Below are 24,919 nucleotides of genomic sequence, written 5' to 3'. Positions count from 1 at the left end.
CAACCTTTTGAAGCTAAACATTACACTACTTATCGCCTTGTTAGGTTTTGCGTTTTTTGGAACGGCACAAACCGCAACCATTAAAGGAGTCATTCTCGATGACACTAACAATCCCATAGAAGGCGTAAATATTAAAATCGCTGGATCAGAGAGAGGGACTACAACTAATACTAATGGTTTTTATGTTTTAAAAATCCCAGTAAACCAAGATGTAATTGTCGTTTTCACTCATTTATCACATGAGCGTGTTGAACAAGTTTTTAACCTAAAAAACGGTCAGGAACTGGAATTCAATCCTGTGATGAAAATAGATATTGAACAAATTGGCGTGGTCGTAATTAATAGCAATACGCGACAAACTGTCGATGGTATCACCACCATCACACCAGAAGTTTTACGAACCATTAAAGGAGCTCAACCTGGTGTTGAAAATATCTTAAAAACATTGCCAAGTGTTAACATTTCAAATGAGTTAAGTACACAGTACTCGGTTCGAGGTGGTAACTTTGATGAGAATCTGGTTTATGTTAATGAAATAGAAGTGTATCGTCCGTTTCTTATTCGTTCTGGACAACAAGAAGGATTAAGTTTTGTGAATACCGATTTGGTTCAAAACGTAGACTTTTCTGCTGGTGGTTTTCAGGCAAAGTATGGTGATAAATTGTCTTCGGTTTTAGACATTACCTACAGAACCCCTATTCGATTTGGAGTTCGAGCAGAAGCTAGTTTATTAGGAGGCTCTGTTGCCGTAGAAACTGTGAGTAAAGATTCTAAGTTTTCGGGGATTGTCGGACTGCGTTATAGAGATAATAGTTTATTGATTAATTCTTTAGAAACTGAAACCAACGTCAGGCCTGTATTTGCTGATGCTCAAACCTATTTAACTTATCGATTTACTGATAAGTTTCATTTAAATTTCCTCGGAAACCTTTCCCTGAATAAATATACGTTCCGACCTAAAAACAGACAAACAAATTTTGGAACACTGGATGACCCAGTTGCTTTACTAGTCTTTTATGATGGACAAGAAAGAGATCAATACTTAACAGCATTTGGAGCATTTAAAGCTAACTACTTCGCCAATGAGGACCTTACCTTGAAACTTATTGGATCTGCCTATCATACAACTGAAGAAGAGTATTTTGATATTTTAGCACAGTACCGACTAGGAGAAGTTAATAGTAATATTGGTGACGAAAATTTAGGAGAGGTGGAGTTTTCTGAAGGCATTGGCTCACAGCTAACGCATGGTCGAAATGACTTAGATGCCCTTATTGTAAACGTTGAACATAAAGGAGATTATAAAATTGATGACGAGAGTACCTTAGAATGGTCGCTAAAATACACCCATGAAGACATAAGGGATCGTTTGGTAGAATGGGAAGTTATTGATAGTGCTGGTTTTTCGGTACGACCTCCTATTTTTGATATTCCAAATAACCAACCTTATGAACCTTTTGAAGGACCATTGGTCGCTTTTCAAAATGTGAGAGCAACTAATGGCGTTCAAATCGACAGACTTCAAGCTTATGCTCAATGGAGTAAGCGCACAACTATTGGTAACAACGACGTTTTTTATAACGCAGGCGTTCGCGTGCACAGCTGGAATGTGAATAGCGATGTGCCTAACCAAGATGGTGTGTCTAGTTCTAATCAGATAGTTTTTAGTCCGAGAGGACAGTTTGCAATAAAACCAGATTGGGAAAAGGATATGTTGTTCCGTGTCGCAGGGGGCTTGTATTACCAGCCACCATTTTATAGAGAATTAAGAGATTCTTCTGGTATTGTACAACCAAATGTGAAAGCTCAAAAATCATTTCATATCGTGATAGGAAACGAATATAGTTTCAAACTGTGGGATCGTCCATTTAAGCTTGTTTCCGAAGCGTACTACAAAGGGTTAACAGATGTGAATCCATATACATTAGAAAATGTAAGAATACGTTATAGAGCGGGAAACAATGCAACTGCTTATGCCTACGGATTAGACTTCAGACTCAATGGTGAATTTGTACCTGGAACTGAAAGCTGGTTTAGTTTTGGTTATTTAAAAACAGAAGAAAATATCGAGGATAGAGGCTTCATCGCACGTCCTACAGATCAACGCTTAAAATTTGGAATCTTGTTTCAAGATTACGTGCCAAATATTCCAGAACTTAAAATGTATCTCAATTTAGTATACAATACTGGCGTGCCAGGGGGCTCTCCAAGTTATGCAGACCCTTACGATTTTCAGACGCGTTTACGAGATTATAGACGTGCAGATCTAGGTGTGTCATATGTTTTGGTTGACCCAAACAAAACCTATAATTCAAGTTGGAAACGAAAATTCAAAGAATTAACTATTGGTGTTGAAATCTTCAATATGTTTAATGCCCAAAACACAATTACCAATACGTGGGTAAGAGATGTCTACAGCAAACGACAATTTGCCATTCCTAACTTTTTGACTCCTCGTGTATTTAATGTGAGACTGAGTACGCGATTTTAATTGAATATCAATTATTCAATAAACTCCTTTAAGACTTCGATTACATAATCTACGTCGGCCTTTGTGTTGTATCGACTAAACGAAAACCGCACTGAAGGACGTTGCAAATGGTCTTCATCTAATATTTCAGTAAGTACGTGAGAACTTTGCGCACTTCCACTTTGACATGCGCTTCCTTTAGAACATGCAATGCCTTTTAGATCTAATTGAAACTGTAATAATCCTGCTTTCTCCGAAGCTATTGGTAAACACACGTTCACTAGTGTATAGGTACTGTTTTCGAGATTTCCCGATTGTCCGTTAAAACGTACCTGAGGAAACGTTGCTTTGATCTGATTGATAAAATAGGATTTGATATCTAATATGTATGCACTTTCCTTTTGCAAGTTATCATAAGCCATTTGCAATGCCTCATCCATTCCTACGATATTATGAATAGATTCTGTTCCAGCTCGCAACCCACGCTCCTGCTCTCCACCAAAAATCGACGCTCGAAGTCCACTATTTTTCCGAAGAAATGCAAACCCAACGCCTTTTGGTCCGTGAAACTTATGGGCACTGGCAGCCAAATAATCAATAGGAATAGTCTCGAGATCTAAACGATAATGACCTACAGATTGTACGGTATCACTATGGAATAATGCGTTATTAGCTTTACATAAGTGAGCTACCTTAATAATATCCAGTTTATTCCCTATTTCATTGTTGACATGCATTAAGGTGACTAATTGCTTATGAGTGGACTGCAATACTTCTGCAAGATGAGTGAGATCAATATCACCGTACGTATCAACATTCACATATTGGATTGAAATATTAAATTCTTTTTTTAATTCATCTACCGTATGCAATATGGCATGGTGCTCAATTTTAGAGGTAATAATTTCGGTAACACCCAAATCTCTAACTGCACTTCTCAATACTAAATTATCAGCTTCAGTACCTCCAGACGTAAAAACAATTTCTGCGGCAGACACATTAAAATGGCTGGCAATACGCTTTCTAGATGACTCTATTAATGCTTTAGATTGACGACCATAACTATGTGTTGATGAAGCATTTCCGTAATTAATTTTCATTACATCGCTCATGCAATTAATGACTTCATCACGAATTTGTGTCGTTGCAGCATTATCAAAATAAACAGTATTCATAGTTTTTAATATCGTCCTACAAAGATGCAACATTCTTAGGGTTTTCAAAACTGTAAAAAGCGAACAACAAAATAATTTGTTAAAGCCACGGGTTAAATACCCAAATCTTTTATTTTTGTTTCAAAATCTATAGTGATGCGACAACTACTTTATATCTTTTTATTTGGATTATCATTTAGCTCCTGTGATGATGGTGATATATTTGAAGTAACGCTTGAATTTGATGATACTTTTGAAACCTGTGGTGATCTCGTATTTTATAAAACAAAAGATACACCTCCAGAAACCTTATCGATACAATTGATAGGGCGCACAATAGATGAATTTTTAGAAGTAGAGGATAATAATATATATGTAGAAGCATTTGAGTTCTCAAGCACTAACAACGCCTTCAACTACCGAACCTATTCTGCAGCTCCTGATCCGCTATTAGTATTCTGTAATGATATACCTTCGGCAAGTATCGATATTTTAAGCGACGCCGAAAGCACCTCAGGTACAGCAACCATTACTACGGTTTTAGTTGAAGATGACAATGATGGTATTCCTGCTGAATTTGAAGGTCGAGGTGAACAGGCTGAAGATGGGACTTACCCAGATGCCATTGATACAGATAACGATGGTATTCCAAACTATTTAGATGTAGATGATGATGGAGACAACGTCTTAACCACCGCTGAAAACCCCAATTATACGGAAGATTTCGGACTTATTGATGCTCAAGACACTGATAATGATGGCACTCCTGACTATCTAGACACTGATGACGACAATGATGGTGTTGCCACGAGAGATGAAGAAAGTATTAACGCAGATAACAATCCGCTTAATGATGTAACAGAGCCTGATATAGGTGCTGATTATTTAAATGACAATATCAGTATTACAGTTCCTGCAACGGCATTTATAGCACATCCTATAAACCAAGTGTATACTATTAGTATTCTCGTTGAAAACATTCAATTACCAAATCTAACACAAGACAATTTCGACTTTGGCACTTTAGATGATACAAGCATTACTAGTGATACGCGATCTGGGGAACCTATTTTTAACTAGGTTTATTCTGTAGAATATAAACCTCAGTAGCTCCTAATCCGTATTTTTGATAGTCTGCTGGAGAATGTTTGATATTCTCATAACGACCAAACAAATATTCTAATTCGGTTTTAAGAACCCCTTCTCCAACACCGTGAATAAAAACAATCTTTGAGATACGTTTTTTAATTGCAAAATCCAACTTCCGTTTCGCGGTATCCATTTGAAGATTAAGCATATCAAAATTACTCATGCGTTTATAAGACGATGTGAGGTGATGGATGTGCAAATCGACTTCCATCATTGGCAAGTTCCTTTCTTTAGGTTTCACCTTAACTGATTTTCGTTTTTGAGATTGCTCTTTTTCTTTTATCACAGTCGTTACATCTATATTCGAAAAGAGTTTTGGTGATAAGGAATTGGTTTTTATAATTTCAGAAGATTTAAACTCCATTTCAAAACCCTCGTCAGTTTCAATGGTTATGGTGTGCCCTGCAATATTGGTTACTCTCCCGTTAATGGCTTCATCTAAAACAGACACTATGTCTCCAATACTAAAACTCATAACGACGTATTTTGATTGTCATTATCTTGATCTCTTTTACTAGGAATATTTCTCGATACGCGATAGATTCCCATCATTAAAATAACGATTCCAGCAATAAGGACATATTGATTCTGATCTTCTTTAGCTTGTGCGTAAATTGCTACAAGTCCGCCAATTACAATTAAAAAATAGCTGATTATTCTAGACATATAGTATGAAAATATCAATGTTATAATTATTTATCGAAAATACGCTTTTTTAAAAGCATTAAAGAAATGAGGTGCCATTATTTAGATCTTTTAATGCCTACTAATTTTATAAAGCCGTATGTTTCAATTTTATTACTTTTGTGAGACCAATGTACTTTACTATGATGTCTCCAGAAGATTATATGTTCACATGTTTAAATAAAAAGCTATTTGGTTTCGAATGCTTTGGTTGTGGCGGACAACGTGCATTAGTACATTTATTCCATGGAGAATTCATAGAAGCTTTTAAGATGTATCCGGCAATTTACCCATTGATAATGCTGTTTGGATATATCAGTTTAAATATTTTCTTTAAATTTAAAAATGGAAGTAAAATCATTAGTATATTGGCAATCACATCCATAGTTTTCATATTAACTAATTATATCATTAAACTAATCTCTTAACATTATCACATGGAAAAGCAAAAATTACCTAATGCCACAATCAGTATCGTACTCGCTATCTTATCATTCATTGCTTGCTGTTGCACAAGCGGAATTGGTGGATTAATTTTATCAGGAATCGCATTATTTCTGGTTAAAAAAGACGAAAAAACCTATGCCGAAGAACCAGAGCTTTATGACAACTTCAATCAAGTGAAAACTGCAAAAATAATTGCAATCATTGGCTTGGTATTAAGTGTGATCATTTTCGCTATATGGTTGTATCTCATGGCAACTGGTCAATATGATGAAATCATGGATAATTACATGAAGATGGTTGAAGAAATGCAACAACAGAATCAATAATAATTACAATACAATAAAAAAGCGACCATATAGGTCGCTTTTTTAACTTATATGTTTGATATTATTCAAAATCTTTTAGGGTCTTAGTGATAATAGATACACAATCCAATAATTGCTCTCTCGTCATCACTAATGGTGGTGCAAAACGGATAATATTTCCATGCGTTGGTTTTGCCAATAAGCCATTATCACGAAGTGCAAGGCAAATGTTCCAAGCTTTATCACTATCCTCGTCATCATTGATGACTATCGCATTCAAAAGTCCTTTTCCTCTTACTAAATTTACAATGTTGCTGTTTTCAATATAGCGATTCATTTCACTTCGAAATAGCTCACCCATTTGATCTGCATTTTCTGCCAAACTTTCATCTTTAACAACTTCTAAAGCAGCAATAGCTACAGCAGCAGCGATAGGATTCCCTCCAAAGGTGCTACCGTGGTTACCAGGTTGAATCACATTCATTATGTCATTATTTGCCATGACTGCCGATACTGGATACATACCACCACTCAATGCTTTACCTAATACCAAGATATCTGGTTTTACATCTGGAGTGCCCGAACAATCTTTGTTTGGACAACTACAGTTTCCACAGCTAGCTAATAAACGTCCTGTACGTGCTATTCCTGTTTGTACTTCGTCTGCTATAAATAACACATTATATTTCTCACATAGGGCCTTCGCTTCTCTCAAGTAGTTTTCACCAGGCACAAATACACCAGCCTCACCTTGAATTGGTTCAACCATAAATCCTGCAACATTTGGATTTGTACTTAAAACAGCTTCTAGAGCTTCAAGATTATCATATTCCACTTTAATAAAACCTTCTGTATAAGGACCAAAATGTTTTCTTGCTACAGGATCATTAGAGAATGAAATAATTGTAGTTGTTCTTCCATGAAAATTATTGTTACAAACAACAATCTCGGCTTTATTTAAGTCAACCCCTTTAACTTCATAGGCCCATTTTCGACAAAGTTTCAAAGCCGTTTCAACAGCTTCCGCCCCAGAATTCATGGGTAGCATTTTATCGAATTTGAAATATTGGGTTGCATATTTCTCGTACTTCCCTAGCATATCATTATAAAATGCTCTGGATGTTAAAGACAGGCGCTGAGCTTGTTCTGTCATTGCATTAACAATCTTGGGATGACAATGCCCTTGATTTAATGACGAATAAGCCGATAAAAAATCGTAATACTTATTGCCTTCTACATCCCATACAAAAACACCTTCACCTTTTGTCAGCACAACTGGTAATGGGTGATAATTTTGCGCTCCATACTTGTTTTCTAATGCCATCGCTTCTTGCGATGAAATGTGGTCTAAAACAGCCATTTTAATTTGTTTTTAATTGTTTATCCGCGATGCCAATGAGTTTTTAAATTTTTATCGTTTTCTTAAAGCTTCTAACAGCGTTATGATTTTTAACGATAGTCCAAGCTATCCTGAAAAACCCTTACTCGTTACAAACTAAAATAAATTCACTACATTCTTCTTAAACTCAATTTCATTGCGCATTTAAAATAACCATTCCTTATCTACCTTTATCCTTTCGAAGAGTCCGAAAATTCAGCGTGGGAAAGAAATCATCCCTAAGGAGTGCAAATTAATAATTTTAATACTGATTTAATATCTTATTCTGAAATTTTTCCAGACAAAGATGAAACTTGCAATTCTAAACGCTTCATTTCTCTTAGAATGGCATTTTTATCCATTTGCATCCATGCAAAAATCTTCAACATACTCACACCAAATAAAAACACTAAGCTACCTAGCCCCCATTTTAATAATTCTCTCGTTTCATTTGTGTCAAAAAAATTAACAACACAATAAATGAATAAACCAAAGAATACTATGGTCATTACATTCATCAAGATGAGGATCCATTTATTCTTACCTTTAAACAATCCAAATACCATTCCCAGAACAGTCTGTTCTTCTAAGGAGTCATAGAATTTAGCTTCTTCTTCTGTTAAGGTGTCTTTAATTAATTGATCGATATCTTCAAATTTAGTTTTCATAATGTTTATGTTTTAATAATTTTTTCAGTTTTTCTCTTGCATGAAATAATCGAGATTTCACAGTTCCTACTGATATATCTAATAACTCGCTAATCTCTTTTAATGAATACTCTTGATTATAAAATAGTGTTATCACATTTTGCTGTTGCAATGGCAGGTTTAAGATGGCTTTTAATAGTACTGCTTTAAGTTGTGAGTCTTCATTACGGTCTTCTTCTTGAGGCAATTCTGCTGTTTGTTTTTGCCGTTCTAATATTTTTGCTCTCGCTTTTACTCTTAACATATCTAAAGATTTTGAATATACGATACGCAAAGCCCAACTTCCAAAACTGGCCGGATCTTTTAGGTCTTCTATTTTAGCAATAACAACTTGCCAAGTCTCTTGAGCAACATCTTTCGATAAATGAGGGTCTTTCAAAATCCAAAGGGCTTTTTTACAAAAGATAATATGCCATTTTTTTACTAAAATAGTCAAGGCTTCTTTGTTTCCTGATCGATACTCTTTCACTAAGATTTCATCTTCGATACGCATCACCTATGGGTTGTTTTATAATTACAAGACGCTAATCAAACTAAAAGGTTCATTTTAAACTGAAGTTTTTTAAAGATAATTCTATTTCGCTATAGTTTATCTATGGCGATTATTATTTTTGCATCATGGCTAGACGAAACAACAAAAGACAGATTTTTGAAAACATCGAAGTTATTGATGCTGGTGCAAAAGGGAAAACAGTTGCAAAAGCTCCAGATGGCCGCGTTATATTTTTGCCTAATGCAGTGCCAGGTGATGTTGTTGATGTGCAAACCTTCAAAAAACGAAAAGCCTATTTTGAAGGCAAAGCCATAAAATTTCATAAATTATCTGAAAAACGTACGGATGCAAAATGTGAACATTTTGGTGTTTGTGGTGGTTGCAAATGGCAGGATATGGACTACCGTTTCCAATTAGAATACAAGCAGAAAGAAGTCACAAATAATCTCGTGCGTCTTGGGCATTTAGAACTTCCAGAGGTTACTCCTATCCTAGGGTCTACAGAGCAATACTTCTATAGAAATAAAATGGAGTTTTCATTTAGTGATAGTCGTTGGTTAACTATTGAAGAAGTTCAATCTGACGAGGATTTAGGAGACCGTAATGCATTAGGTTTTCATATTCCAGGAATGTGGGATAAGATTTTAGATATCAATAAGTGCTGGCTACAAGCAGACCCTTCAAACGCTATTAGAAACGAAGTAAAAGCATTTGCGGTATCCAACGGATTAGAGTTTTTCAATACACGACATCAAACGGGTTTTCTCCGTACCTTAATGATCAGAACTGCTACAACAGGAGATCTCATGGTGCTCATTCAATTTTTTAAAGAAGATAAAGAAAAGCGTGAGTTACTGCTAAATCACCTTGCAGATACGTTTCCAGAGATAAGCTCGTTACAATATGTAATTAACGGAAAAGCGAATGATACCATCTACGATCAAGATGTAATTTGTCACAAAGGAAATGATCACATTTTTGAAGAGATGGAAGGTTTACGCTTTAAAATCAATGCGAAATCGTTCTACCAGACCAATTCGGCTCAAGCCTATGAGCTGTATAAAATCACTCGCAATTTTGCAGAATTGAATGGTGATGAACTTGTCTATGATCTCTATACTGGAACAGGAACAATTGCACAATTTATTGCAAAACAAGCCAAACACGTCATTGGTGTTGAAGCAGTACCAGATGCTATTAAAGCTGCAAAAGAGAATGCACAATTAAATAGGATTGAAAACGTTGACTTCTTTGTTGGTGATATGAAAACTGTATTCAATACTCAATTTATTACCGAACACGGACATCCAGATGTCATCATTACCGATCCGCCTCGTGATGGTATGCACAAAGATGTTGTTAATCAAATATTAAATATTGCGCCAAAAAAAATAGTTTATGTAAGTTGTAACAGCGCAACTCAAGCGAGAGATTTAGCCCTCATGAAAGCGGACTATCAAATTACAAAAACACAAGCTGTGGATATGTTTCCACAAACCCATCATGTAGAAAACGTGGTGCTTTTAGAAAAACGATAACATTAGAATATTGATATTGAAAAAAGTTGTACCCTTATTAATCATCATTTCATCAATTGCAGTTATACTCTTAGCCTGTGAACGTGACGATATTTGCCCAGAAGATACGGCGACCACACCAAGTCTTATCATTCGATTTTATAATATAAATGATCAAGATGAATTGAAGAGTGTCAGGCTATTAAGAGTAAAAGGATTGAATGACAACGACGAACCTTTAAATGAAATACCTGTAAATAGAGCGAGCCCAGACTCGATTGTATTGCCGCTGCGTTTCGCCAATGAAGGTACAGAAACGATAACGCGTTTTCAGCTTGAAAAAGATTCTGATTTAGCAGATAATGATAATCCAGATAACGACTCTAACATAGATATCATTGAAGTTAGATACACTCCAGAATTTATATATGTATCTAGAGCTTGTGGCTTAAAGAGTATCTTTAATTTTGGAACTACTGGTGGTGTTTCTAGAGATAACGATGACGATAACTGGATCATTAATACAGAAATAATTAACGAAACAATAGACAATGAAAACGCAGCACACGTCATTATTTATCATTAGCATGATTGTTGTGATGTTGTTGCCATTCACATCACACGCGCAGAACGACGACAAAAAATCAACTGTCGACACGCTAGTCTACAAGCAAAATTATGGTATTCGACTGGGTGGTGATATTGGTAAAATTGCACGGTCCCTTATAGATAAGGATTATACTGGGTTTGAAATCAATGGTGATTATCGTCTAACTAAGAATCTATATATCGCTGGCGAACTCGGGACCGAAGAACGCAACGTCATTACAGAGTTTTTAGATGTGACATCAACGGGAAGTTATTTTAAGGCTGGAATTGATTATAACACTTATACCAATTGGTTGGACATGCAAAACATGATTTATACGGGTTTTAGAGTTGGCGTAAGCAGTTTTAGCCAGCAACTTAATGAATTTACGGTTTACAATACCAATCAATATTGGAATGCTCCTTTCTCTGAAAATTCGAGTGAAGAATATGACGGACTCTCAGCCATTTGGGCAGAATTAATAATAGGTATAAAAGCAGAATTGTTTACAAATCTATATGGCGGACTAAACATTCAAATCAAGAGTATGTTGTCACAAGAACAGCCTGAAGATTTTGAAAATTTATACGTTCCTGGTTTTAATAGGACCTATGACAGCGGTCGATTTGGATTAGGTTTTGGTTACACCATCTCGTATTTAATTCCTATTTACAAAAAAGATAAGACTGTGGTTGTTGAAACTGATGACAATTAATCATCAGAATTCATATACTTCCCTTTTTTACTTCCTTCATACATGACGTACTTGACTAATCGCGCTTCTAATTTAGCGTTAACGAGATGAATTTTACGTGAAGGTCGTAAACCAACATGTTTTAAAGCCTCTAAATTTGAAGTTATAAACCACGCTTCAGTTCCGGGATAACCTTGCTTTAAGGTATCGCCAATATCCTTGTAAAAGGATTCCATATCAATATCAAGTCTTTCGCCATAAGGAGGGTTAAACAAGATATGAAGTTTGTTTTCACCAGATTTCTGAGTTTTAAAAAAGTCTTCATGTTGTACGCTTATAAAATCTTCTAGATGTGCGTTTTTGACGTTGTCTTTAGCTTTTGAAATTACACTTGGTGATTTGTCATATCCTACCATTTTGTGATGAAAATCTCGAGTCTTTGAAAGTAAGGACTCTTCAATTTTTTCGAAAAGATCTACATCCCAATCTTGCCAGCGTTCGAAAGCAAACTCCTTTCGCATGAGATTTGGTGGAATATTGCAAGCTATCATTGCCGCTTCAATTAAAATAGTTCCACTCCCACACATAGGGTCCATGAAATCTGATTGACCATCCCAGCCTGATAACATCACTAGACCTGCTGCAAGTACTTCATTGATAGGTGCGATATTTGTAGCTGTCTTATAGCCGCGTTTGTGCAGTGATTCACCAGAAGCATCTAATGAGATCGTGCAAACCTGTCGGTCAATATGTACATTGATTTTTAAATCTGGAAAGCGCAAGTCAATATTCGGCCGCTCTCCTACCGTATTTCTGAATTTGTCAACAATCGCATCCTTTGTCTTAAGTGCAACATACTGGGAATGCGTAAAAGCTTTGGAATGCACTGTGGCATCAATGGCAAGAGTTCCGCTTGGTTTTAAGTATTTATCCCAAGACATTTTATAGACTTGATCATATAAATCTTGCTCATTTCCAACACGAAATGTTTTAATTGGTTTTAAGATTTTTATAGCAGTACGCAGCCCTAAATTGGCCTTATACATAAAGCCCTTATCCCCTTCAAAGCTTACATTACGAACGCCTTTTTTAACGTTCATTGCGCCTAATTGAATTAATTCACGCTCTAATAGTTCTTCAAAACCATATAAGGTTTTTGCCACCATTTTATAATTATTCTCCATACTGTACGACTGATAGATTGCAAAAATAAAGTATTTTTGTGGCTTAGAAGAAGAATTAAAAACTAGATTCCTGTGCATTCAGGAAATAGATATGACAAAAGACACACAACAATGGTATGCTTCATGGTTTGATACACCATTCTATCATATCTTATATAAAGATAGAGATTATAAAGAAGCACAAGTCTTTATGGATAACCTGACAGAATATCTCAACTTGCCCGAAGGAGGATCAATCCTAGACCTTGCCTGCGGAAAAGGAAGGCACTCTATTTATCTCAATAGTTTAGGATATAACGTTACGGGTTTAGATCTCTCAGAAAACAGCATCGAATTTGCAAAACAATTTGAAAATGATACGCTTCATTTTGACGTACACGACATGTGTATACCTTATCATAAACAATTTGACGCCGTGTTTAATATGTTTACTAGTTTTGGGTACTTTGAAAATGAAGACGATAATTTAAAAACTATCAAAGCGATTAAGGCAAATCTCAATGATGTCGGTTTTGGCGTTATCGATTTTATGAATAGTAATTTTGTAATTGACCAATTGATCATTGAAAACACAAAAACAGTTGATGGTATTGATTTTCATCAAAAAAGAAAGGTGTCAAATGGGTATATTGTAAAAGATATTTCTTTTTCAGCAGAGGGAGAAATTTTTAATTTTCAGGAACGCGTAAGAGCTTTTACATTAAAAGATTTTGAAACCCTTTTTGAAAAGGCAGGTGTTCACTTATTAGATGTTTTTGGTGATTATAATTTAAAAAAGTATGATTCTAAAACTTCAGAACGTTTAGTTATGATATTTAAATAATGCAGTCGTACGTACTTCCCATATTAGCTGTAGTTATTGGTATTGTTTTGGCATTCTTGACAAAGCAAAATAAAAATCTTTATACCAAACTCCTCCTCTCTTTTAGTGGTGCGTTTTTATTAGCTCTAACACTTTTTGACTTGCTGCCAGAAGTTTATCATCATTTAGAAGCAAAAACCACAGGGCTCTATATTATGTGTGGTATCCTTTTACAAATCATTTTAGAATTTTTCTCTAAAGGTGCTGAGCACGGCCATGTACATTTACATAATACATCCAAGAACTTCCCATGGTTACTTTTTATTAGCTTATGTATACACAGCTTTTTAGAAGGGTTTCCCATTCATGAGGATAATGATATGGTTTTTGGTGTACTAGTGCATAAAATCCCCATTGCTACATTAATCTCAGCCTTTTTAATTCAATCACATTTCAGTAAACTTAAAATTATTGGGTTTTTAACGGTATTTGCACTTATGACTCCATTAGGTACTTACATATCTAATGCCACAACTATATCGTCTGATTATCTTAACATGATTAATGCTGTAGTTATCGGTATTTTCTTCCATATTTCAACCACCATTTTATTTGAAAGTAGTGAAGGCCATAAATTTAATCTATCAAAATTAGTTGCCATTATTTTGGGGGTGAGTATTGCCTTTTTAATCTAGTTTATATGTTCTCTAAAGAAGAATCACGGCAGTTGCGCGAAGAATTCTGGATAAGTTTTGGTAAATCTTTTCCGAGGAAATGGATTCTTTACGACACCAAAATAAAGGGTTTTTCATTTAAATTTCATTTCGACACCAAAAAAGCATTGGTTGTTCTTGACCTTGAGGATGATCTAGAAAACCGCATCAAGAATTGGGAAAAACTTCAATCTTTAGAAGCGATACTAAAATCTGAATATCTCAAAGATATCATTTTTGAAGAAGAATTCTATTTAGAGAACGGAAAAGAAATTTCTCGAATATACTTGCCATTAGAGCAGAAAGTATCCATACATAATAAAAATTCGTGGCAAGATGTAATGGTATTTTTTAATTCTACAATGAGCCAATTTGAGGCTTTTTTTGAAGACTATCGTGATATATTATCTGACTAAGAATCACTATTTTACAACTGACATTGTTCAAACTGACTATTTTCTTATCTTTAATGTAACAACTGTAAATCACATCGTATGAAACTTGGTGCATTCTCAATTAGCTTAGCTGTTAAAGACATTCAATCTTCCAAAGCATTTTATGAAACCCTTGGGTTTTCAATCTTTGCAGGAGATATAGAACGGAATTACCTTATTATGAAAAATGGCAACTCCTTAGTTGGATTATTTCAAGGTATGTTTGAAAATAACATCTTAACCTTCAATCCTGGCTGGGATGAAAGTGCAAATACTCTTAAAGAATTTGATGATGTTCGAGTTATTCAGAAGCATTTAAAGTCAAAAGGAATTTCTTTAGAAAGTGAAGCAGATGAACTTACTTCTGGACCAGCGAGTTGTGTCGTTCTTGATCCTGATGGAAATGCTATTTTAATTGATCAACATGTTTAAATCACATAGTAATAGATCATTAAAAAATGACAAATGGCACCTCCCAAAACGAATGCATGCCAAATCACATGATTAAAGGGGATTTTTTCAATAGCATAAAATAGAATCCCCAAGGTATAGAATGCGCCTCCTGCAAATAACAGATATAGTCCGTTAGTGTCCATTCTATCTGCAAGTTTTGAAAAATCAAATACAATCAACCAACCCATGACCAGATATAATAAGGTCGAAAAGGTTTCAAAACGACCTGTAAAAAAGAGTTTTAAAATCACACCAAACGCTGCAATTCCCCAAACTACCCAAAACAAAATCCAACCATGACTATCGGGTAACATGATAAGTAATACTGGTGTATATGTACCTGCAATCAAAAAGTAAATACTAATATGATCTATAATTCGAAAGTAATGTTTTCTTTTATCGTTATTTACAGCGTGATAGCATGTGGAAGCTAAAAACAAAATAATAATTGATATCCCATATACTATGACACTAAATAAAGCATATGCTACATCTTTTTGCAGATACACAATGAGCAATACTAAACCCACTACTCCTAAAGCAGCGCCAATCCCATGACTCCACGCATTCAAATGCTCTTCAAAAGGTGTTTGTTTTTGCATTAATTCTTTATTTCCAAGGTAGATTTCGTGTTTAACCACTTATCTGATAAATCATAATAATCAAATTCAATAGCTGGTTTTTGACGTTTTAGTTGCCTGTTTTGAAACGCACGTTCCAGAATATCTTCTATATAGAAATCCTCCTTAACCTCCATAGGGTTAAATTCGCGTTTTAATGAAATATTAAACAAGTTAGCGGTACTATTAAACCAAAATGCTCGCCAGCCACTTCTTAATTCTTTTATTAATTGAAATGTGGTTTTTCCTGTTTGTCGATGAATCAGTTTAACTAAAATCTGACCTTCGGTTTTAGTTAGTTTTTTTAATTCTGCGGAAAACTCTTCCTCTATAAACTTTTGTATGAGTTTAGCATATCGTTTCTTTTTTCGTTTACTCTTTAATGTTTCAAGTCGTTCTTTCAAAGACAATAAACGTTCTGCTGCCAACTTAGCATATGGATACACTTTTAAGGTTTTACGTCTCAATATAAGATATTTAATACGTGCTTCTCGATCGGCAAAGCTAAGCTTATTTAAAACCAATACTTCATCTAAATCAATGGTATTCGTTGCGATAGAGTCGCCTTCTACATAAATGTATTGAATAACAGTTGAATCTCTTTCAACAGGTTCTACCTGAGCAAAAAGAGCAATGGGCAAGCATAATATGACACTTAAAATTAATTTCATACGCTTATGGTGTGCTAAAATCATTCCACAATTCAAAATTAAATATTTGTTGCATTTATAAGCCTTTTTTCGTGTTAATATTATAATCAAGTCTTGATTAAGCTTTTAAATGGAAAACCCATAAATAGACTGTATTTATGGGTTTTTATCTTAGTACTTATATGGCAATCACATCTTCTGTCGGTTATCATCAGAGCGTGTATCTATTAATTTATTGAACGGATCAACACCAACCTCTGTTGGTTTTTCATCTACAATAATTGATATTATATTATTGATTTTTGTGATCTTATGTTTTTCTAAATACAATAAGCGTTCTTTCTTTTTACCGTCAACATCATCTTCCGTAAAAATTCCAATGTCAATATAATCTTCAAGTTTTACCGATAGTAATGGTCTCTTTTTACCTTCCGCCATGTAGGAAATAGAATCTCTTCCTTTTTCAGAGTAATAACGCCTTCCTTTTTCATTATTGCGATACTTACTTACATTGAATTCGATATCGACTTTGTGCTGACCATTATCCATTTCCGTAGCAGAAACATCTACAATTCGGTTGTCGTATACGGTAATGGTTTCAAACATATCTTTGATTACATATTGCAAACTGTCTGGAGTAACTGCTTTAATATGATTAACCATGTCAATAGATGTTGTATAAGGTGGCTCTTGAAATTTGACCTTTTCTACATATGTTTTAAGTGCATTATTAAGTACATCTTCACCAATATAATCACTTAATGCATAAAATATCAACGAGCCTTTTTGATATCGTATATAACCTTGTCCGTCATTATACATTAAAGGTTTTTCTCGTTTACTCTCAAAGGTTCTTCGTGTTAAATAATCATCCAAGGATTTCTTTAAAAATTTGCGCATTTGGGTTTTTCCAATTTCTTTTTCAAGCACTTTAAGTGACACATATTCTGATAAACTTTCAGACATCATTGTTGCGCCTAAAACGTCTGCTCCAATAACTTGATGAGCCCACCATTGATGCGCTACTTCGTGCACTGTTATAGCATACGTATAATCTACACCCCCTTCTTCACTATCATCAACATCGGCAATAAATCCTGCATCTCCTGCAAACGGAATGGTATTTGGAAATGATTGTGCAAAACTTCCGCTTGGGAATTCGACAATTCGTAATTGTTTATGTTGATACGGACTAAAATTCTCGCTATTATATTCGAGGGAGGCTTTCATACCTCGCATCATACGTTCCAAATTATACTCATGGCCTTCGTGATAATAAATTTCAAGATTTACGTCTTTCCACGTATCGCGTTTCACTTTATATGCCGCTGAATTATAGGCAAAGAAATTCAAGATTTTGCTATCCATTTTATAGTGGAAATACCGACGACCATCTTCTGTCCATTCTTTCTGAAGATAACCTGGAGCAATTGCGATTTGGTCTTCACTAGTACTAACAGTTGTTTCAAAATCTATCCAATCGCTATCTTTTCTAATATAGGTATTTGCTAAAGCTGTTGAATCACTTGGATGTGGTTTTAAAGCGTTAGGCGGTAAATCATATTTTTCCCGTGTTTTATCATCTGTAAGTTCGCCTCCTTGATACCCTAAACTTGGAAATAACTGCATATTACTAATAAAGGTCCCATTGGCTATAATAGGTGAATTTCGTCTCAACAGTGTATTGGGTTTGTTTTTAATTGTAAAATGCAATTGCATTGTATCACCAGGTATCATTGGTCGTTTTAATGTATAAATATCAAAATTATACAAAGTATCCTCGACAACCAATTTATTGGCTCTATCAAACTCAAAGGTACTTGGGTAATTATTATGGTTTAAGAAAATACTATCTATAACCTGATCTGTTTTATTGACCATGACGTATGTTCCAGAAGCATCAAAATCTCTTGTCTTCGGAAATAAATTCATCTCCGTTTTCACCGATACAATTCTTGGTTGCACGGCTTTCTCATATTTTTTATATGTTTTTTCCCAATCTACAGCTTGTTCTTCTCTTTCTTTTGAAGAAAAACTCTCATTTTCAATATTGGTCTCGTGAAAAATTCTAAATCCTAAAGTCAGAAATCCAATAAGTAATACCATTAAAGTAATTGCTATAGGGGCTTTAAATCTAGATTTGGCTATTTTTAGTCGCTCATTAAATGAATGTGGTAGACCTCTTACCCAAAATAAACCCGCAATAATCATCAAGATTAAGCCGGCTAAAACCCAATAGCTTTTATAGAGCATATATCGTAATAAAGAATCCCCATAACCGTTCATATCATTAAATCGAAACCCTGGACCTTCGTTGTACTTAAAAATTGATTGCTCAACTCCGGCTAAACTCAATAACGGAATCCCAATAGACAATACAATAAGAACAAATAATCCCAAATACGGATTTCTAATTAAGGTTTGAATCATTAATGCCAAAAATGCCCATATGACATAGTTTACAAGTCGTAGTCCGAATAATTCTTTGATATATAATCCAATTTCAATATCGTAATAACCTTTAAATAACTGAAATAAAATTCCAGCAATCATAACGATAGATAACAGCAAGATTTGCATCTTTACTATGGCTACAAATTTTGATAAAAATAATGACCAATTTGGAATTGGAGACACATCTTCCAAACCATTCATTCGAAATATTTTGCTCCGGTTTACTAACATTCCCGCATATAAAAATGTACAAATATTAATTGCCAATGTAAAAGCGGATCCTCCCATTAACATTCGCCAAGTTCTAGGATATGTAGGTGTTCCAAATGGATTACTGAAATCTGACAGAGTGATTAAAACAATAATTAACCCAACCAAAACAATGCTAATAAAAGGCCAGTTTTTGACTATATATTTAAATTCTATATTAGAGATTTTCCATGTGGTTTTTAAATTTTGTAAAACCGAATAATCAAAATTAACCTTTGGAAGATTGATTCGAGTAATACCTCCAAAATTACGTTTTGTTGAACGTTCACCTTTTACTTTTTTGAAAAGTGAAAACGACATCGCATTCTGACTAAACGTAAAGAACTTATAAACTAATGCGAAAATCACGCTCGCAACGCCCAACCAAATCAAACGGTTGTATAGAATCAATTCTTTAATAGGGATATGGAGTTCATTTTGTTCAGAAACTGTCCAATATCTTGTGTAATATTGCACGGCCGCTGAACCATAAGGATCAACTAAAGCCGCCATATATCTGTGTTCGGGATCTGACAAAAAGCTTTCTGTTACGCCTTGGACAAATAACAAAAGAATAACGGTAATAAAACCTGCCGCGATGTTTCTTGTAAATGTGACAACAGCAAATACAATAGCTCCAAATAATAACACATTTGGCAAAATAAACAACCAATAGGCATTAAAATACGATGTAATATCAAATGCACCTACAATATCAGAATTTGTTCCAGGCATTCTAAAACCTATAAACATTCCGATACCAATAGTCAGCACAATGCAAGTCACAATAAGTATTGAACTAAAAAATTTCGCAAATAAATAATTGGCTTTCGAAAACGGATACGAATATAAAATAGTGTGCATTTCGCTTTTGTAATCACGATATATTGACACACCAATTATTGAAGGAAATAAGAAGAAAATTAAAATTGACAGTCCGTTAAATAAATTGCTTACACCTAAGGGTGCATTCACAATTCTTGATGACCCGGTTGTGGCTGTAATACTATCAAAAATACCAGCAGTTGTCGCCGCCATAAATAAAGATAAAGCAAAGAAAATTGCCATATAGATATAAAATGCTGGTTTTTTTAACCAATGCTTTAATTCATGAAAAAATATAGTTGAAAACATAGTGTATCTTTTTAAATCTTAGATAAAATTAAATTAGCTTAAAACAGGTTCGTCTTGCTTTAAGGCAATAAAATACACATCGTCTAACTGTGGTTCTTCGGGTTTAAAATCAGTATCTGGTAAGGCATCTTCAAACACTCTTATGTTTAATGAATTATCTTCGTTATAGTTTGATGATAGCACATTATATTTCAATTCATTAGCCTCAAGATCATCTCTTTGGATTACTTTGGTCCATATCTTTCCAACTAATTCTTCTCGCGCGAGAGTTGGTGTTGAATGCTTTAATATTCGTCCGCCATTTAAAATCGCCATTTCATTACAAAGCTCCTTAACATCTTCAACAATATGCGTAGAAAAAATGACGGTACAATTGGTTCCTACTTCACGAAGTACATTTAAAAAGCGATGTCTTTCAGCAGGATCTAGGCCTGCAGTAGGTTCATCAACAATAATAAGTTTTGGGCTGTTCAATAATAATTGAGCAATCCCGAAACGTTGCTTCATACCACCTGAGTATCCTGCAACATTCTTTTTACGCACATCATATAAATTGGTGATTTCCAAAACTTCTTTTACTAAGGCTTTGCGATCAGGTTTTGAACTAACACCTTTTAAAGTTGCAAAATAATCTAACAATACTTCCGCAGACATCTTTGGGTAAACACCAAACGATTGTGGTAAGTATCCAAGTATTTTCCTCAACGCCATTTTATCTTCTAAAACATTAATCTCTCCAAACATGATTGACCCAGAATCTGGACTCTGTAAGGTTGCAATTGTGCGCATTAATGACGATTTTCCAGCACCATTTGGACCCAAAAGACCAAACATTCCTGCTCCAATTTCGAGGTTAAGATTGTCAATGGCTTTGACGCCATTCTTATATGTTTTTGTGAGGTCTTTAATGACTAGCTGCATTTGTTGAAGTTTAAAATTAAATTTATAACGTACTAATAGTGTAAAAATAATCCATTTTGTGACAAAAACTTTTCCGAAGACATCAAAAACAAAATAAAACCCTTTATTTTTACGAAAACACAAATAAAACACTCATGGCTAAAAAAAGCATACTCAATAAAAAATCACTTGATTTTCTAGAAAAATATCTAAACAACGCTGCACCTACTGGTTACGAATGGGAAGGGCAAAAAGTTTGGATGGATTATTTAAAACCATATGTAGATGAATTTATTACGGATACCTATGGAACGGCAGTTGGTGTCATTAATCCTAAAGCAAAATATAAAGTTGTGATAGAAGGACATGCCGATGAAATTTCTTGGTATGTAAATTACATTTCTGATGATGGACTTATCTATGTCATCCGAAATGGGGGGAGTGATCATCAAATTGCGCCGAGTAAAATCGTCGATATTCATACGAAAAAAGGAATTGTAAAAGGTGTATTTGGTTGGCCTGCTATACATACAAGAAACCGCGCTAAAGAAGAAGCGCCTAAGCCAGAAAATATTTTTATTGATTGTGGTTGCGCTACCAAGGAAGAAGTTGAAAAGCTTGGTGTTCATGTTGGATGTGTCATTACGTATCCAGATACTTTCCACATTTTAAACAAGGACAAATTTGTGTGTCGAGCCCTAGACAATCGAATGGGTGGCTTCATGATTGCCGAAGTAGCTCGTCTTCTTAAAGAAAATAAAAAAACCTTACCCTTTGGTCTCTATGTGACTAATTCTGTTCAAGAGGAAATTGGACTTCGCGGCGCTCAAATGATTACTGAAACCATCCAACCTAATGTGGCCATTGTAACCGATGTTACGCATGACACCACTACTCCAATGATTGATAAAAAGAAGGAAGGTCATTTAGAATTAGGAAAAGGACCTGTAGTTGCTTATGCTCCTGCAGTACAACAAAAACTGCGTGATCTTATTACAGATACCGCTGAAGAAATGAAAATACCCTTTCAACGCTCTGCGCTTTCAAGAGCTACAGGAACAGACACAGATGCTTTCGCTTACAGCAATGGAGGCGTTGCTTCTGCATTAATATCTTTACCTTTACGTTATATGCATACCACTGTAGAAATGGTTCACCGCAATGATGTTGAAAACGTAATTAAAATGATTTACGAAACATTACTTAAGATTAAAGACGGCGAAACTTTCAGTTATTTTGAATAAATTAAAATGAATTTACAGCATCAAAAACATGTATTTAATATACCCGAGCAAGTCACTTATCTGAACATTGCTAGCTTATCTCCTTCATTTAAGACTGTAGAAAAAGCCGGAATTGATGCCGTTTTACAAAAAAGCAAACCTTATACAATTCCAGTATCAGATTTTTTTAACCCTGTTACAGAACTTAAAACGCTTTTTGCTCAGTTAATAGATTCAGATGAACCTGAACGGATAGTCACTATTCCTTCTGTTTCCTATGGAATTGCTACGGTTGCAAATAATATTACACTTAAAACTAACGACGAAATCCTAGTTATTGAAGAGCAGTTTCCGAGTAATATTTACGCATGGAAAAAACTGGCAAGTAAATTTAATGCTAAGATAATTACTGTTAAAAATCCAAACCTTAGTGTTGGAAACGCTCAACAATGGAATCAAGATATTCTTGACGCCATTAACGAACGAACAGCTGTGGTTGCACTCGGACAAATCCACTGGTCTAATGGGATTATTTTTAATCTCAAATCCATACGTCAAAAGACAAGAGAAAACGGCGCATTATTAATTGTTGATGGTAGTCAAACAGTTGGTGCATTTCCATTCTCAATAAAAGAAATTCAACCCGATGCTTTGATATGTGCTGGTTACAAATGGTTGTTTGGACCTTATGGTTGTGCCTATGCTTATTATGGAAGTTATTTCGATCAAGGAGAACCCATTGAAGATAATTGGGCCAATCGCTTAGATAGTGAAAACTTGTCAGGCTTAACCAATTATCAGTCCCAATATAAACCTTTAGCCAATCGCTATGCTATGGGAGAAAGTGGAAATTTTATATATGTGAAAATGCAAATTGAAGCGCTCAAGCAGGTCATTTCATGGACACCAGGAGCGATACAGAATTATTGTAAATCCGTGAGTATCGAAGCCGCGCAACAACTAATAGATTTGGGTTGTGAAATCGAAAACCCTGATGATAGAGCTCATCACCTTTTTGGTGTAAAACCTCCACAGATTTTAGATGTTCAAAAACTAAAACAGGTCTTATACGAAAAACAAATTTATGTTTCATTTAGAGGAGCATATATTCGTGTGTCTTGTCACCTATACAATACAGCTAATGATCTAAACACCTTAGTTAAAGGTATTCAATCTTTATTATAAAACAGTATTGGAAGAATATATCGACATTGTAGATGAAAATGGTGAACCAACTGGAGTTTCAGGGCTAAAATCTGAAATCCATAAAAAAGGTCTTTACCATCATACTGCCCATGTGTGGTGTTATACTTCAGAGGGTCAAATTCTATTGCAACAACGCGCCGCATCTAAGGCCATTTACCCCTTACTTTGGGATGTATCGGTTGCTGGTCATGTTGAAACTGGAGAACGTATTGAAGACGCCGCTATAAGAGAAGCTAAAGAGGAAATTGGTTTAGATATTTCAGAAGCAGCACTTCAAAAAATTGGTGTTTTTAAATGTTTTAAAAACTATTCTAATGGGATTAAAGACTATGAGTTTCATAATACTTTTATTATAAAAATTAATTCAGCCATTCAGGAACTTACACCTCAGGCAGGAGAAGTTGAATCTTTGAAGTTTGTATCGATCCCTGAGTTCATTCAAAAGTTAGATCACAGTAATACCAACCATCATTTTATCGCTACCAATCGAAGGTATTATGAGACTGTTGTCAAAGCCATTAAACAACAACTACTATTATTATAATTGTTAATTTATGGACTTACTCCTTCTTGCTGTCGCTCCTATTTTTATCATTATCCTTTATGTTTATTTTAAAGATAAGTATGAGAAAGAACCAAAAGGCTTATTATTTGCTAGTTTTCTGCTAGGTGCAGTTGTAAGTATTATTGTAACTACCATAATATATTATGGGTTTAATGTCATGCTCCCTATTAGTAACGAATTTAGTGTACTACAACAATTTATCAAGGCATTTGTAATTGTGGCTTTTACCGAAGAATTCAGTAAATATATCATGGTTAGATATTTCGCACAACCAAAGAAAAACTTTAATGAGCCCTATGATGGTATAATGTATGCCTTAATGGTTTCTATGGGATTTGCCGCTACGGAAAACGTTATTTACGTTTTAGAAGGTGGATATACTACTGGAATTTTAAGAGCGTTTACGGCAGTCCCTGCGCATGCTACTTTTGGCATCTTGATGGGCTATTTTATGGGTAAGGCTAAATTTTCAAATAATAAAGTCAAACTGAATCTGACTGGTTTACTTCTGGCGGTTATTTTTCATGGGTTCTATGACTTTTTTCTATTTATTGACTTTATTCCTGGGATTTGGATAGGCGCATTTATATCTTTAATTATTGGTGTCTATTTATCGCGCAAAGCTATGATAAGACATCAAGAAGATTCTCACTTCAAACATTAATAAAGAATTGTGATAGAACATGATTTAATTCATGTTTTATCAGCCTACTTTTTATTAATTTTGTTGGATCTAATAAACACT

At 34.7% G+C, this 24,919-nt stretch carries 26 protein-coding genes; 15 read left to right on the top strand and 11 right to left on the bottom strand.

From position 1 onward, the window contains the following. Positions 1–7: 7 nt before the first annotated feature. A complete protein-coding gene (locus BLT57_RS08825; protein ID WP_091424990.1) occupies positions 8–2,491 on the top strand; it encodes a TonB-dependent receptor in 2,484 nt (827 codons plus the stop codon). 11 nt (positions 2,492–2,502) lie between these two features. Here the strand turns inward: BLT57_RS08825 and BLT57_RS08820 are convergent, their stop codons facing one another. Then, the gene (locus BLT57_RS08820; protein ID WP_091424988.1) at positions 2,503–3,645 is read right to left on the bottom strand and encodes a cysteine desulfurase family protein; all 1,143 of its coding nucleotides are present in this window, start codon (positions 3,643–3,645) and stop codon (positions 2,503–2,505) included. Positions 3,646–3,780: 135 nt separating this feature from the next. On the opposite strand from BLT57_RS08820, the gene BLT57_RS08815 reads away from it, so the two are divergent. Further along, complete coding sequence (locus tag BLT57_RS08815; protein ID WP_091424985.1) at positions 3,781–4,704, top strand: hypothetical protein; 924 nt, start codon at positions 3,781–3,783, stop codon at positions 4,702–4,704. Here BLT57_RS08815 and BLT57_RS08810 read toward each other — a convergent pair. Both BLT57_RS08810 and BLT57_RS08805 read right to left on the bottom strand, forming a co-directional pair. After that, positions 4,697–5,248 carry a Smr/MutS family protein gene (locus BLT57_RS08810; RefSeq protein ID WP_091424983.1) on the bottom strand — a complete coding sequence of 184 codons (552 nt, stop codon included), beginning with the start codon at positions 5,246–5,248 and terminating at the stop codon, positions 4,697–4,699. The genes BLT57_RS08815 and BLT57_RS08810 overlap by 8 nt on opposite strands. Beyond that, positions 5,245–5,439: a hypothetical protein gene (locus BLT57_RS08805; protein ID WP_091424982.1), complete on the bottom strand. Its 195-nt coding sequence runs from the start codon at positions 5,437–5,439 to the stop codon at positions 5,245–5,247. Before BLT57_RS08805 ends, BLT57_RS08810 begins: the two co-directional genes overlap by 4 nt. Positions 5,440–5,588: 149 nt before the next feature. Here BLT57_RS08805 and BLT57_RS08800 point away from each other — a divergent pair, with 149 nt between their 5' ends. Then, entirely contained in the window at positions 5,589–5,885 is a 297-nt protein-coding gene (locus BLT57_RS08800; RefSeq protein WP_231928665.1) for a DUF2752 domain-containing protein, read from the top strand. A gap of 9 nt (positions 5,886–5,894) precedes the next feature. Next, positions 5,895–6,230 carry a CCC motif membrane protein gene (locus tag BLT57_RS08795; RefSeq protein ID WP_091424978.1) on the top strand — a complete coding sequence of 112 codons (336 nt, stop codon included), beginning with the start codon at positions 5,895–5,897 and terminating at the stop codon, positions 6,228–6,230. Between the two features lie 61 nt (positions 6,231–6,291). Here BLT57_RS08795 and rocD read toward each other — a convergent pair whose 3' ends face one another. From rocD to BLT57_RS08780, 3 genes are all read right to left on the bottom strand, one after another. Beyond that, entirely contained in the window at positions 6,292–7,569 is a 1,278-nt protein-coding gene (rocD, locus tag BLT57_RS08790) for an ornithine--oxo-acid transaminase (RefSeq protein WP_091424976.1), read from the bottom strand. A 299-nt stretch (positions 7,570–7,868) separates the two neighbouring features. Next, positions 7,869–8,255 carry a DUF6768 family protein gene (locus tag BLT57_RS08785; protein ID WP_091424975.1) on the bottom strand — a complete coding sequence of 129 codons (387 nt, stop codon included), beginning with the start codon at positions 8,253–8,255 and terminating at the stop codon, positions 7,869–7,871. After that, on the bottom strand, positions 8,245–8,787 hold the full coding sequence (locus tag BLT57_RS08780) for an RNA polymerase sigma factor (RefSeq protein WP_091424974.1): 543 nt from the start codon (positions 8,785–8,787) through the stop codon (positions 8,245–8,247). The genes BLT57_RS08785 and BLT57_RS08780 overlap by 11 nt, the downstream gene beginning before the upstream one ends. A gap of 125 nt (positions 8,788–8,912) precedes the next feature. Here BLT57_RS08780 and rlmD point away from each other — a divergent pair, with 125 nt between their 5' ends. Genes rlmD through BLT57_RS08765 form a run of 3 tightly spaced genes read left to right on the top strand, consistent with a single transcriptional unit; the run spans position 8,913 to position 11,608 of the window. Continuing rightward, on the top strand, positions 8,913–10,325 hold the full coding sequence (rlmD, locus tag BLT57_RS08775; protein WP_091424972.1) for a 23S rRNA (uracil(1939)-C(5))-methyltransferase RlmD: 1,413 nt from the start codon (positions 8,913–8,915) through the stop codon (positions 10,323–10,325). A 16-nt stretch (positions 10,326–10,341) separates the two neighbouring features. Further along, positions 10,342–10,890 (top strand): DUF6452 family protein, encoded by a 549-nt coding sequence (locus BLT57_RS08770; RefSeq protein WP_091424970.1) that lies wholly within the window; start codon positions 10,342–10,344, stop codon positions 10,888–10,890. Continuing rightward, the gene (locus BLT57_RS08765; protein WP_091424967.1) at positions 10,856–11,608 is read left to right on the top strand and encodes a DUF6048 family protein; all 753 of its coding nucleotides are present in this window, start codon (positions 10,856–10,858) and stop codon (positions 11,606–11,608) included. Before BLT57_RS08770 ends, BLT57_RS08765 begins: the two co-directional genes overlap by 35 nt. On the opposite strand, the gene BLT57_RS08760 is transcribed toward BLT57_RS08765, so the two are convergent. Next, positions 11,605–12,771: a class I SAM-dependent RNA methyltransferase gene (locus tag BLT57_RS08760; protein ID WP_091424965.1), complete on the bottom strand. Its 1,167-nt coding sequence runs from the start codon at positions 12,769–12,771 to the stop codon at positions 11,605–11,607. The two genes, BLT57_RS08765 and BLT57_RS08760, sit on opposite strands and share 4 nt — an antisense overlap. Positions 12,772–12,862: 91 nt before the next feature. On the opposite strand from BLT57_RS08760, the gene BLT57_RS08755 reads away from it, so the two are divergent. The 4 genes from BLT57_RS08755 to BLT57_RS08740 all read left to right on the top strand — a co-directional run bounded on the left by BLT57_RS08755 (position 12,863) and on the right by BLT57_RS08740 (position 15,152). Beyond that, complete coding sequence (locus tag BLT57_RS08755) at positions 12,863–13,594, top strand: bifunctional 2-polyprenyl-6-hydroxyphenol methylase/3-demethylubiquinol 3-O-methyltransferase UbiG (protein ID WP_091424963.1); 732 nt, start codon at positions 12,863–12,865, stop codon at positions 13,592–13,594. Next, positions 13,594–14,268, top strand: coding sequence for a ZIP family metal transporter (locus BLT57_RS08750; protein ID WP_091424962.1), 675 nt, complete (start codon positions 13,594–13,596; stop codon positions 14,266–14,268). Before BLT57_RS08755 ends, BLT57_RS08750 begins: the two co-directional genes overlap by 1 nt. A 5-nt stretch (positions 14,269–14,273) precedes the next feature. Then, positions 14,274–14,702, top strand: coding sequence for a DUF4268 domain-containing protein (locus BLT57_RS08745; protein ID WP_091424960.1), 429 nt, complete (start codon positions 14,274–14,276; stop codon positions 14,700–14,702). A gap of 78 nt (positions 14,703–14,780) precedes the next feature. Further along, positions 14,781–15,152 (top strand): VOC family protein, encoded by a 372-nt coding sequence (locus BLT57_RS08740; protein WP_091424958.1) that lies wholly within the window; start codon positions 14,781–14,783, stop codon positions 15,150–15,152. Here the strand turns inward: BLT57_RS08740 and BLT57_RS08735 are convergent. The 4 genes from BLT57_RS08735 to BLT57_RS08720 all read right to left on the bottom strand — a co-directional run bounded on the left by BLT57_RS08735 (position 15,149) and on the right by BLT57_RS08720 (position 21,201). Then, complete coding sequence (locus BLT57_RS08735; RefSeq protein WP_091426722.1) at positions 15,149–15,775, bottom strand: hemolysin III family protein; 627 nt, start codon at positions 15,773–15,775, stop codon at positions 15,149–15,151. The genes BLT57_RS08740 and BLT57_RS08735 overlap by 4 nt on opposite strands. Then, entirely contained in the window at positions 15,775–16,464 is a 690-nt protein-coding gene (locus BLT57_RS08730) for a DUF4294 domain-containing protein (RefSeq protein ID WP_091424957.1), read from the bottom strand. The genes BLT57_RS08735 and BLT57_RS08730 overlap by 1 nt, the downstream gene beginning before the upstream one ends. A 168-nt stretch (positions 16,465–16,632) precedes the next feature. Then, positions 16,633–20,280, bottom strand: a complete 3,648-nt coding sequence (locus tag BLT57_RS08725) for a M1 family aminopeptidase (RefSeq protein WP_091424955.1) — start codon at positions 20,278–20,280, stop codon at positions 16,633–16,635. A gap of 33 nt (positions 20,281–20,313) precedes the next feature. Next, positions 20,314–21,201 carry an ABC transporter ATP-binding protein gene (locus BLT57_RS08720; protein WP_091426720.1) on the bottom strand — a complete coding sequence of 296 codons (888 nt, stop codon included), beginning with the start codon at positions 21,199–21,201 and terminating at the stop codon, positions 20,314–20,316. Between the two features lie 134 nt (positions 21,202–21,335). Here BLT57_RS08720 and BLT57_RS08715 point away from each other — a divergent pair, with 134 nt between their 5' ends. The 4 genes from BLT57_RS08715 to BLT57_RS08700 are packed head-to-tail and all read left to right on the top strand — an operon-like array spanning position 21,336 to position 24,838. Continuing rightward, positions 21,336–22,424: a M42 family metallopeptidase gene (locus BLT57_RS08715; protein ID WP_091424954.1), complete on the top strand. Its 1,089-nt coding sequence runs from the start codon at positions 21,336–21,338 to the stop codon at positions 22,422–22,424. 6 nt (positions 22,425–22,430) lie between these two features. After that, complete coding sequence (locus tag BLT57_RS08710) at positions 22,431–23,588, top strand: aminotransferase class V-fold PLP-dependent enzyme (protein ID WP_091424952.1); 1,158 nt, start codon at positions 22,431–22,433, stop codon at positions 23,586–23,588. A 7-nt stretch (positions 23,589–23,595) separates the two neighbouring features. Continuing rightward, positions 23,596–24,153: an NUDIX domain-containing protein gene (locus tag BLT57_RS08705; RefSeq protein WP_091424951.1), complete on the top strand. Its 558-nt coding sequence runs from the start codon at positions 23,596–23,598 to the stop codon at positions 24,151–24,153. A 10-nt stretch (positions 24,154–24,163) separates the two neighbouring features. Further along, positions 24,164–24,838 carry a PrsW family intramembrane metalloprotease gene (locus tag BLT57_RS08700; protein WP_091424949.1) on the top strand — a complete coding sequence of 225 codons (675 nt, stop codon included), beginning with the start codon at positions 24,164–24,166 and terminating at the stop codon, positions 24,836–24,838. Positions 24,839–24,919: the final 81 nt, after the last annotated feature.

The organism is Formosa sp. Hel1_31_208, assembly GCF_900104785.1.
In the GTDB taxonomy this organism is placed as follows: Bacteria; Bacteroidota; Bacteroidia; order Flavobacteriales; family Flavobacteriaceae; genus Psychroserpens.
Note: the sequence above shows the minus strand (reverse complement) of the source record. Positions and strands in the feature narration are given on the sequence as shown.

Excerpts from the sequence above, each read along its gene's own strand:
- BLT57_RS08820 (WP_091424988.1), bottom strand. The coding sequence starts at position 3,645 with ATGAATACTGTTTATTTTGATAATGCTGCAACGACACAAATTCGTGAT.
- BLT57_RS08815 (WP_091424985.1), top strand. The coding sequence starts at position 3,781 with ATGCGACAACTACTTTATATCTTTTTATTTGGATTATCATTTAGCTCC.
- BLT57_RS08810 (WP_091424983.1), bottom strand. The coding sequence starts at position 5,248 with ATGAGTTTTAGTATTGGAGACATAGTGTCTGTTTTAGATGAAGCCATT.
- BLT57_RS08805 (WP_091424982.1), bottom strand. The coding sequence starts at position 5,439 with ATGTCTAGAATAATCAGCTATTTTTTAATTGTAATTGGCGGACTTGTA.
- BLT57_RS08800 (WP_231928665.1), top strand. The coding sequence starts at position 5,589 with ATGTACTTTACTATGATGTCTCCAGAAGATTATATGTTCACATGTTTA.
- BLT57_RS08795 (WP_091424978.1), top strand. The coding sequence starts at position 5,895 with ATGGAAAAGCAAAAATTACCTAATGCCACAATCAGTATCGTACTCGCT.
- rocD (WP_091424976.1), bottom strand. The coding sequence starts at position 7,569 with ATGGCTGTTTTAGACCACATTTCATCGCAAGAAGCGATGGCATTAGAA.
- BLT57_RS08785 (WP_091424975.1), bottom strand. The coding sequence starts at position 8,255 with ATGAAAACTAAATTTGAAGATATCGATCAATTAATTAAAGACACCTTA.
- BLT57_RS08780 (WP_091424974.1), bottom strand. The coding sequence starts at position 8,787 with ATGCGTATCGAAGATGAAATCTTAGTGAAAGAGTATCGATCAGGAAAC.
- rlmD (WP_091424972.1), top strand. The coding sequence starts at position 8,913 with ATGGCTAGACGAAACAACAAAAGACAGATTTTTGAAAACATCGAAGTT.
- BLT57_RS08765 (WP_091424967.1), top strand. The coding sequence starts at position 10,856 with ATGAAAACGCAGCACACGTCATTATTTATCATTAGCATGATTGTTGTG.
- BLT57_RS08760 (WP_091424965.1), bottom strand. The coding sequence starts at position 12,771 with ATGGAGAATAATTATAAAATGGTGGCAAAAACCTTATATGGTTTTGAA.
- BLT57_RS08755 (WP_091424963.1), top strand. The coding sequence starts at position 12,863 with ATGACAAAAGACACACAACAATGGTATGCTTCATGGTTTGATACACCA.
- BLT57_RS08750 (WP_091424962.1), top strand. The coding sequence starts at position 13,594 with ATGCAGTCGTACGTACTTCCCATATTAGCTGTAGTTATTGGTATTGTT.
- BLT57_RS08745 (WP_091424960.1), top strand. The coding sequence starts at position 14,274 with ATGTTCTCTAAAGAAGAATCACGGCAGTTGCGCGAAGAATTCTGGATA.
- BLT57_RS08740 (WP_091424958.1), top strand. The coding sequence starts at position 14,781 with ATGAAACTTGGTGCATTCTCAATTAGCTTAGCTGTTAAAGACATTCAA.
- BLT57_RS08735 (WP_091426722.1), bottom strand. The coding sequence starts at position 15,775 with ATGCAAAAACAAACACCTTTTGAAGAGCATTTGAATGCGTGGAGTCAT.
- BLT57_RS08730 (WP_091424957.1), bottom strand. The coding sequence starts at position 16,464 with ATGAAATTAATTTTAAGTGTCATATTATGCTTGCCCATTGCTCTTTTT.
- BLT57_RS08725 (WP_091424955.1), bottom strand. The coding sequence starts at position 20,280 with ATGTTTTCAACTATATTTTTTCATGAATTAAAGCATTGGTTAAAAAAA.
- BLT57_RS08720 (WP_091426720.1), bottom strand. The coding sequence starts at position 21,201 with ATGCAGCTAGTCATTAAAGACCTCACAAAAACATATAAGAATGGCGTC.
- BLT57_RS08715 (WP_091424954.1), top strand. The coding sequence starts at position 21,336 with ATGGCTAAAAAAAGCATACTCAATAAAAAATCACTTGATTTTCTAGAA.
- BLT57_RS08710 (WP_091424952.1), top strand. The coding sequence starts at position 22,431 with ATGAATTTACAGCATCAAAAACATGTATTTAATATACCCGAGCAAGTC.
- BLT57_RS08700 (WP_091424949.1), top strand. The coding sequence starts at position 24,164 with ATGGACTTACTCCTTCTTGCTGTCGCTCCTATTTTTATCATTATCCTT.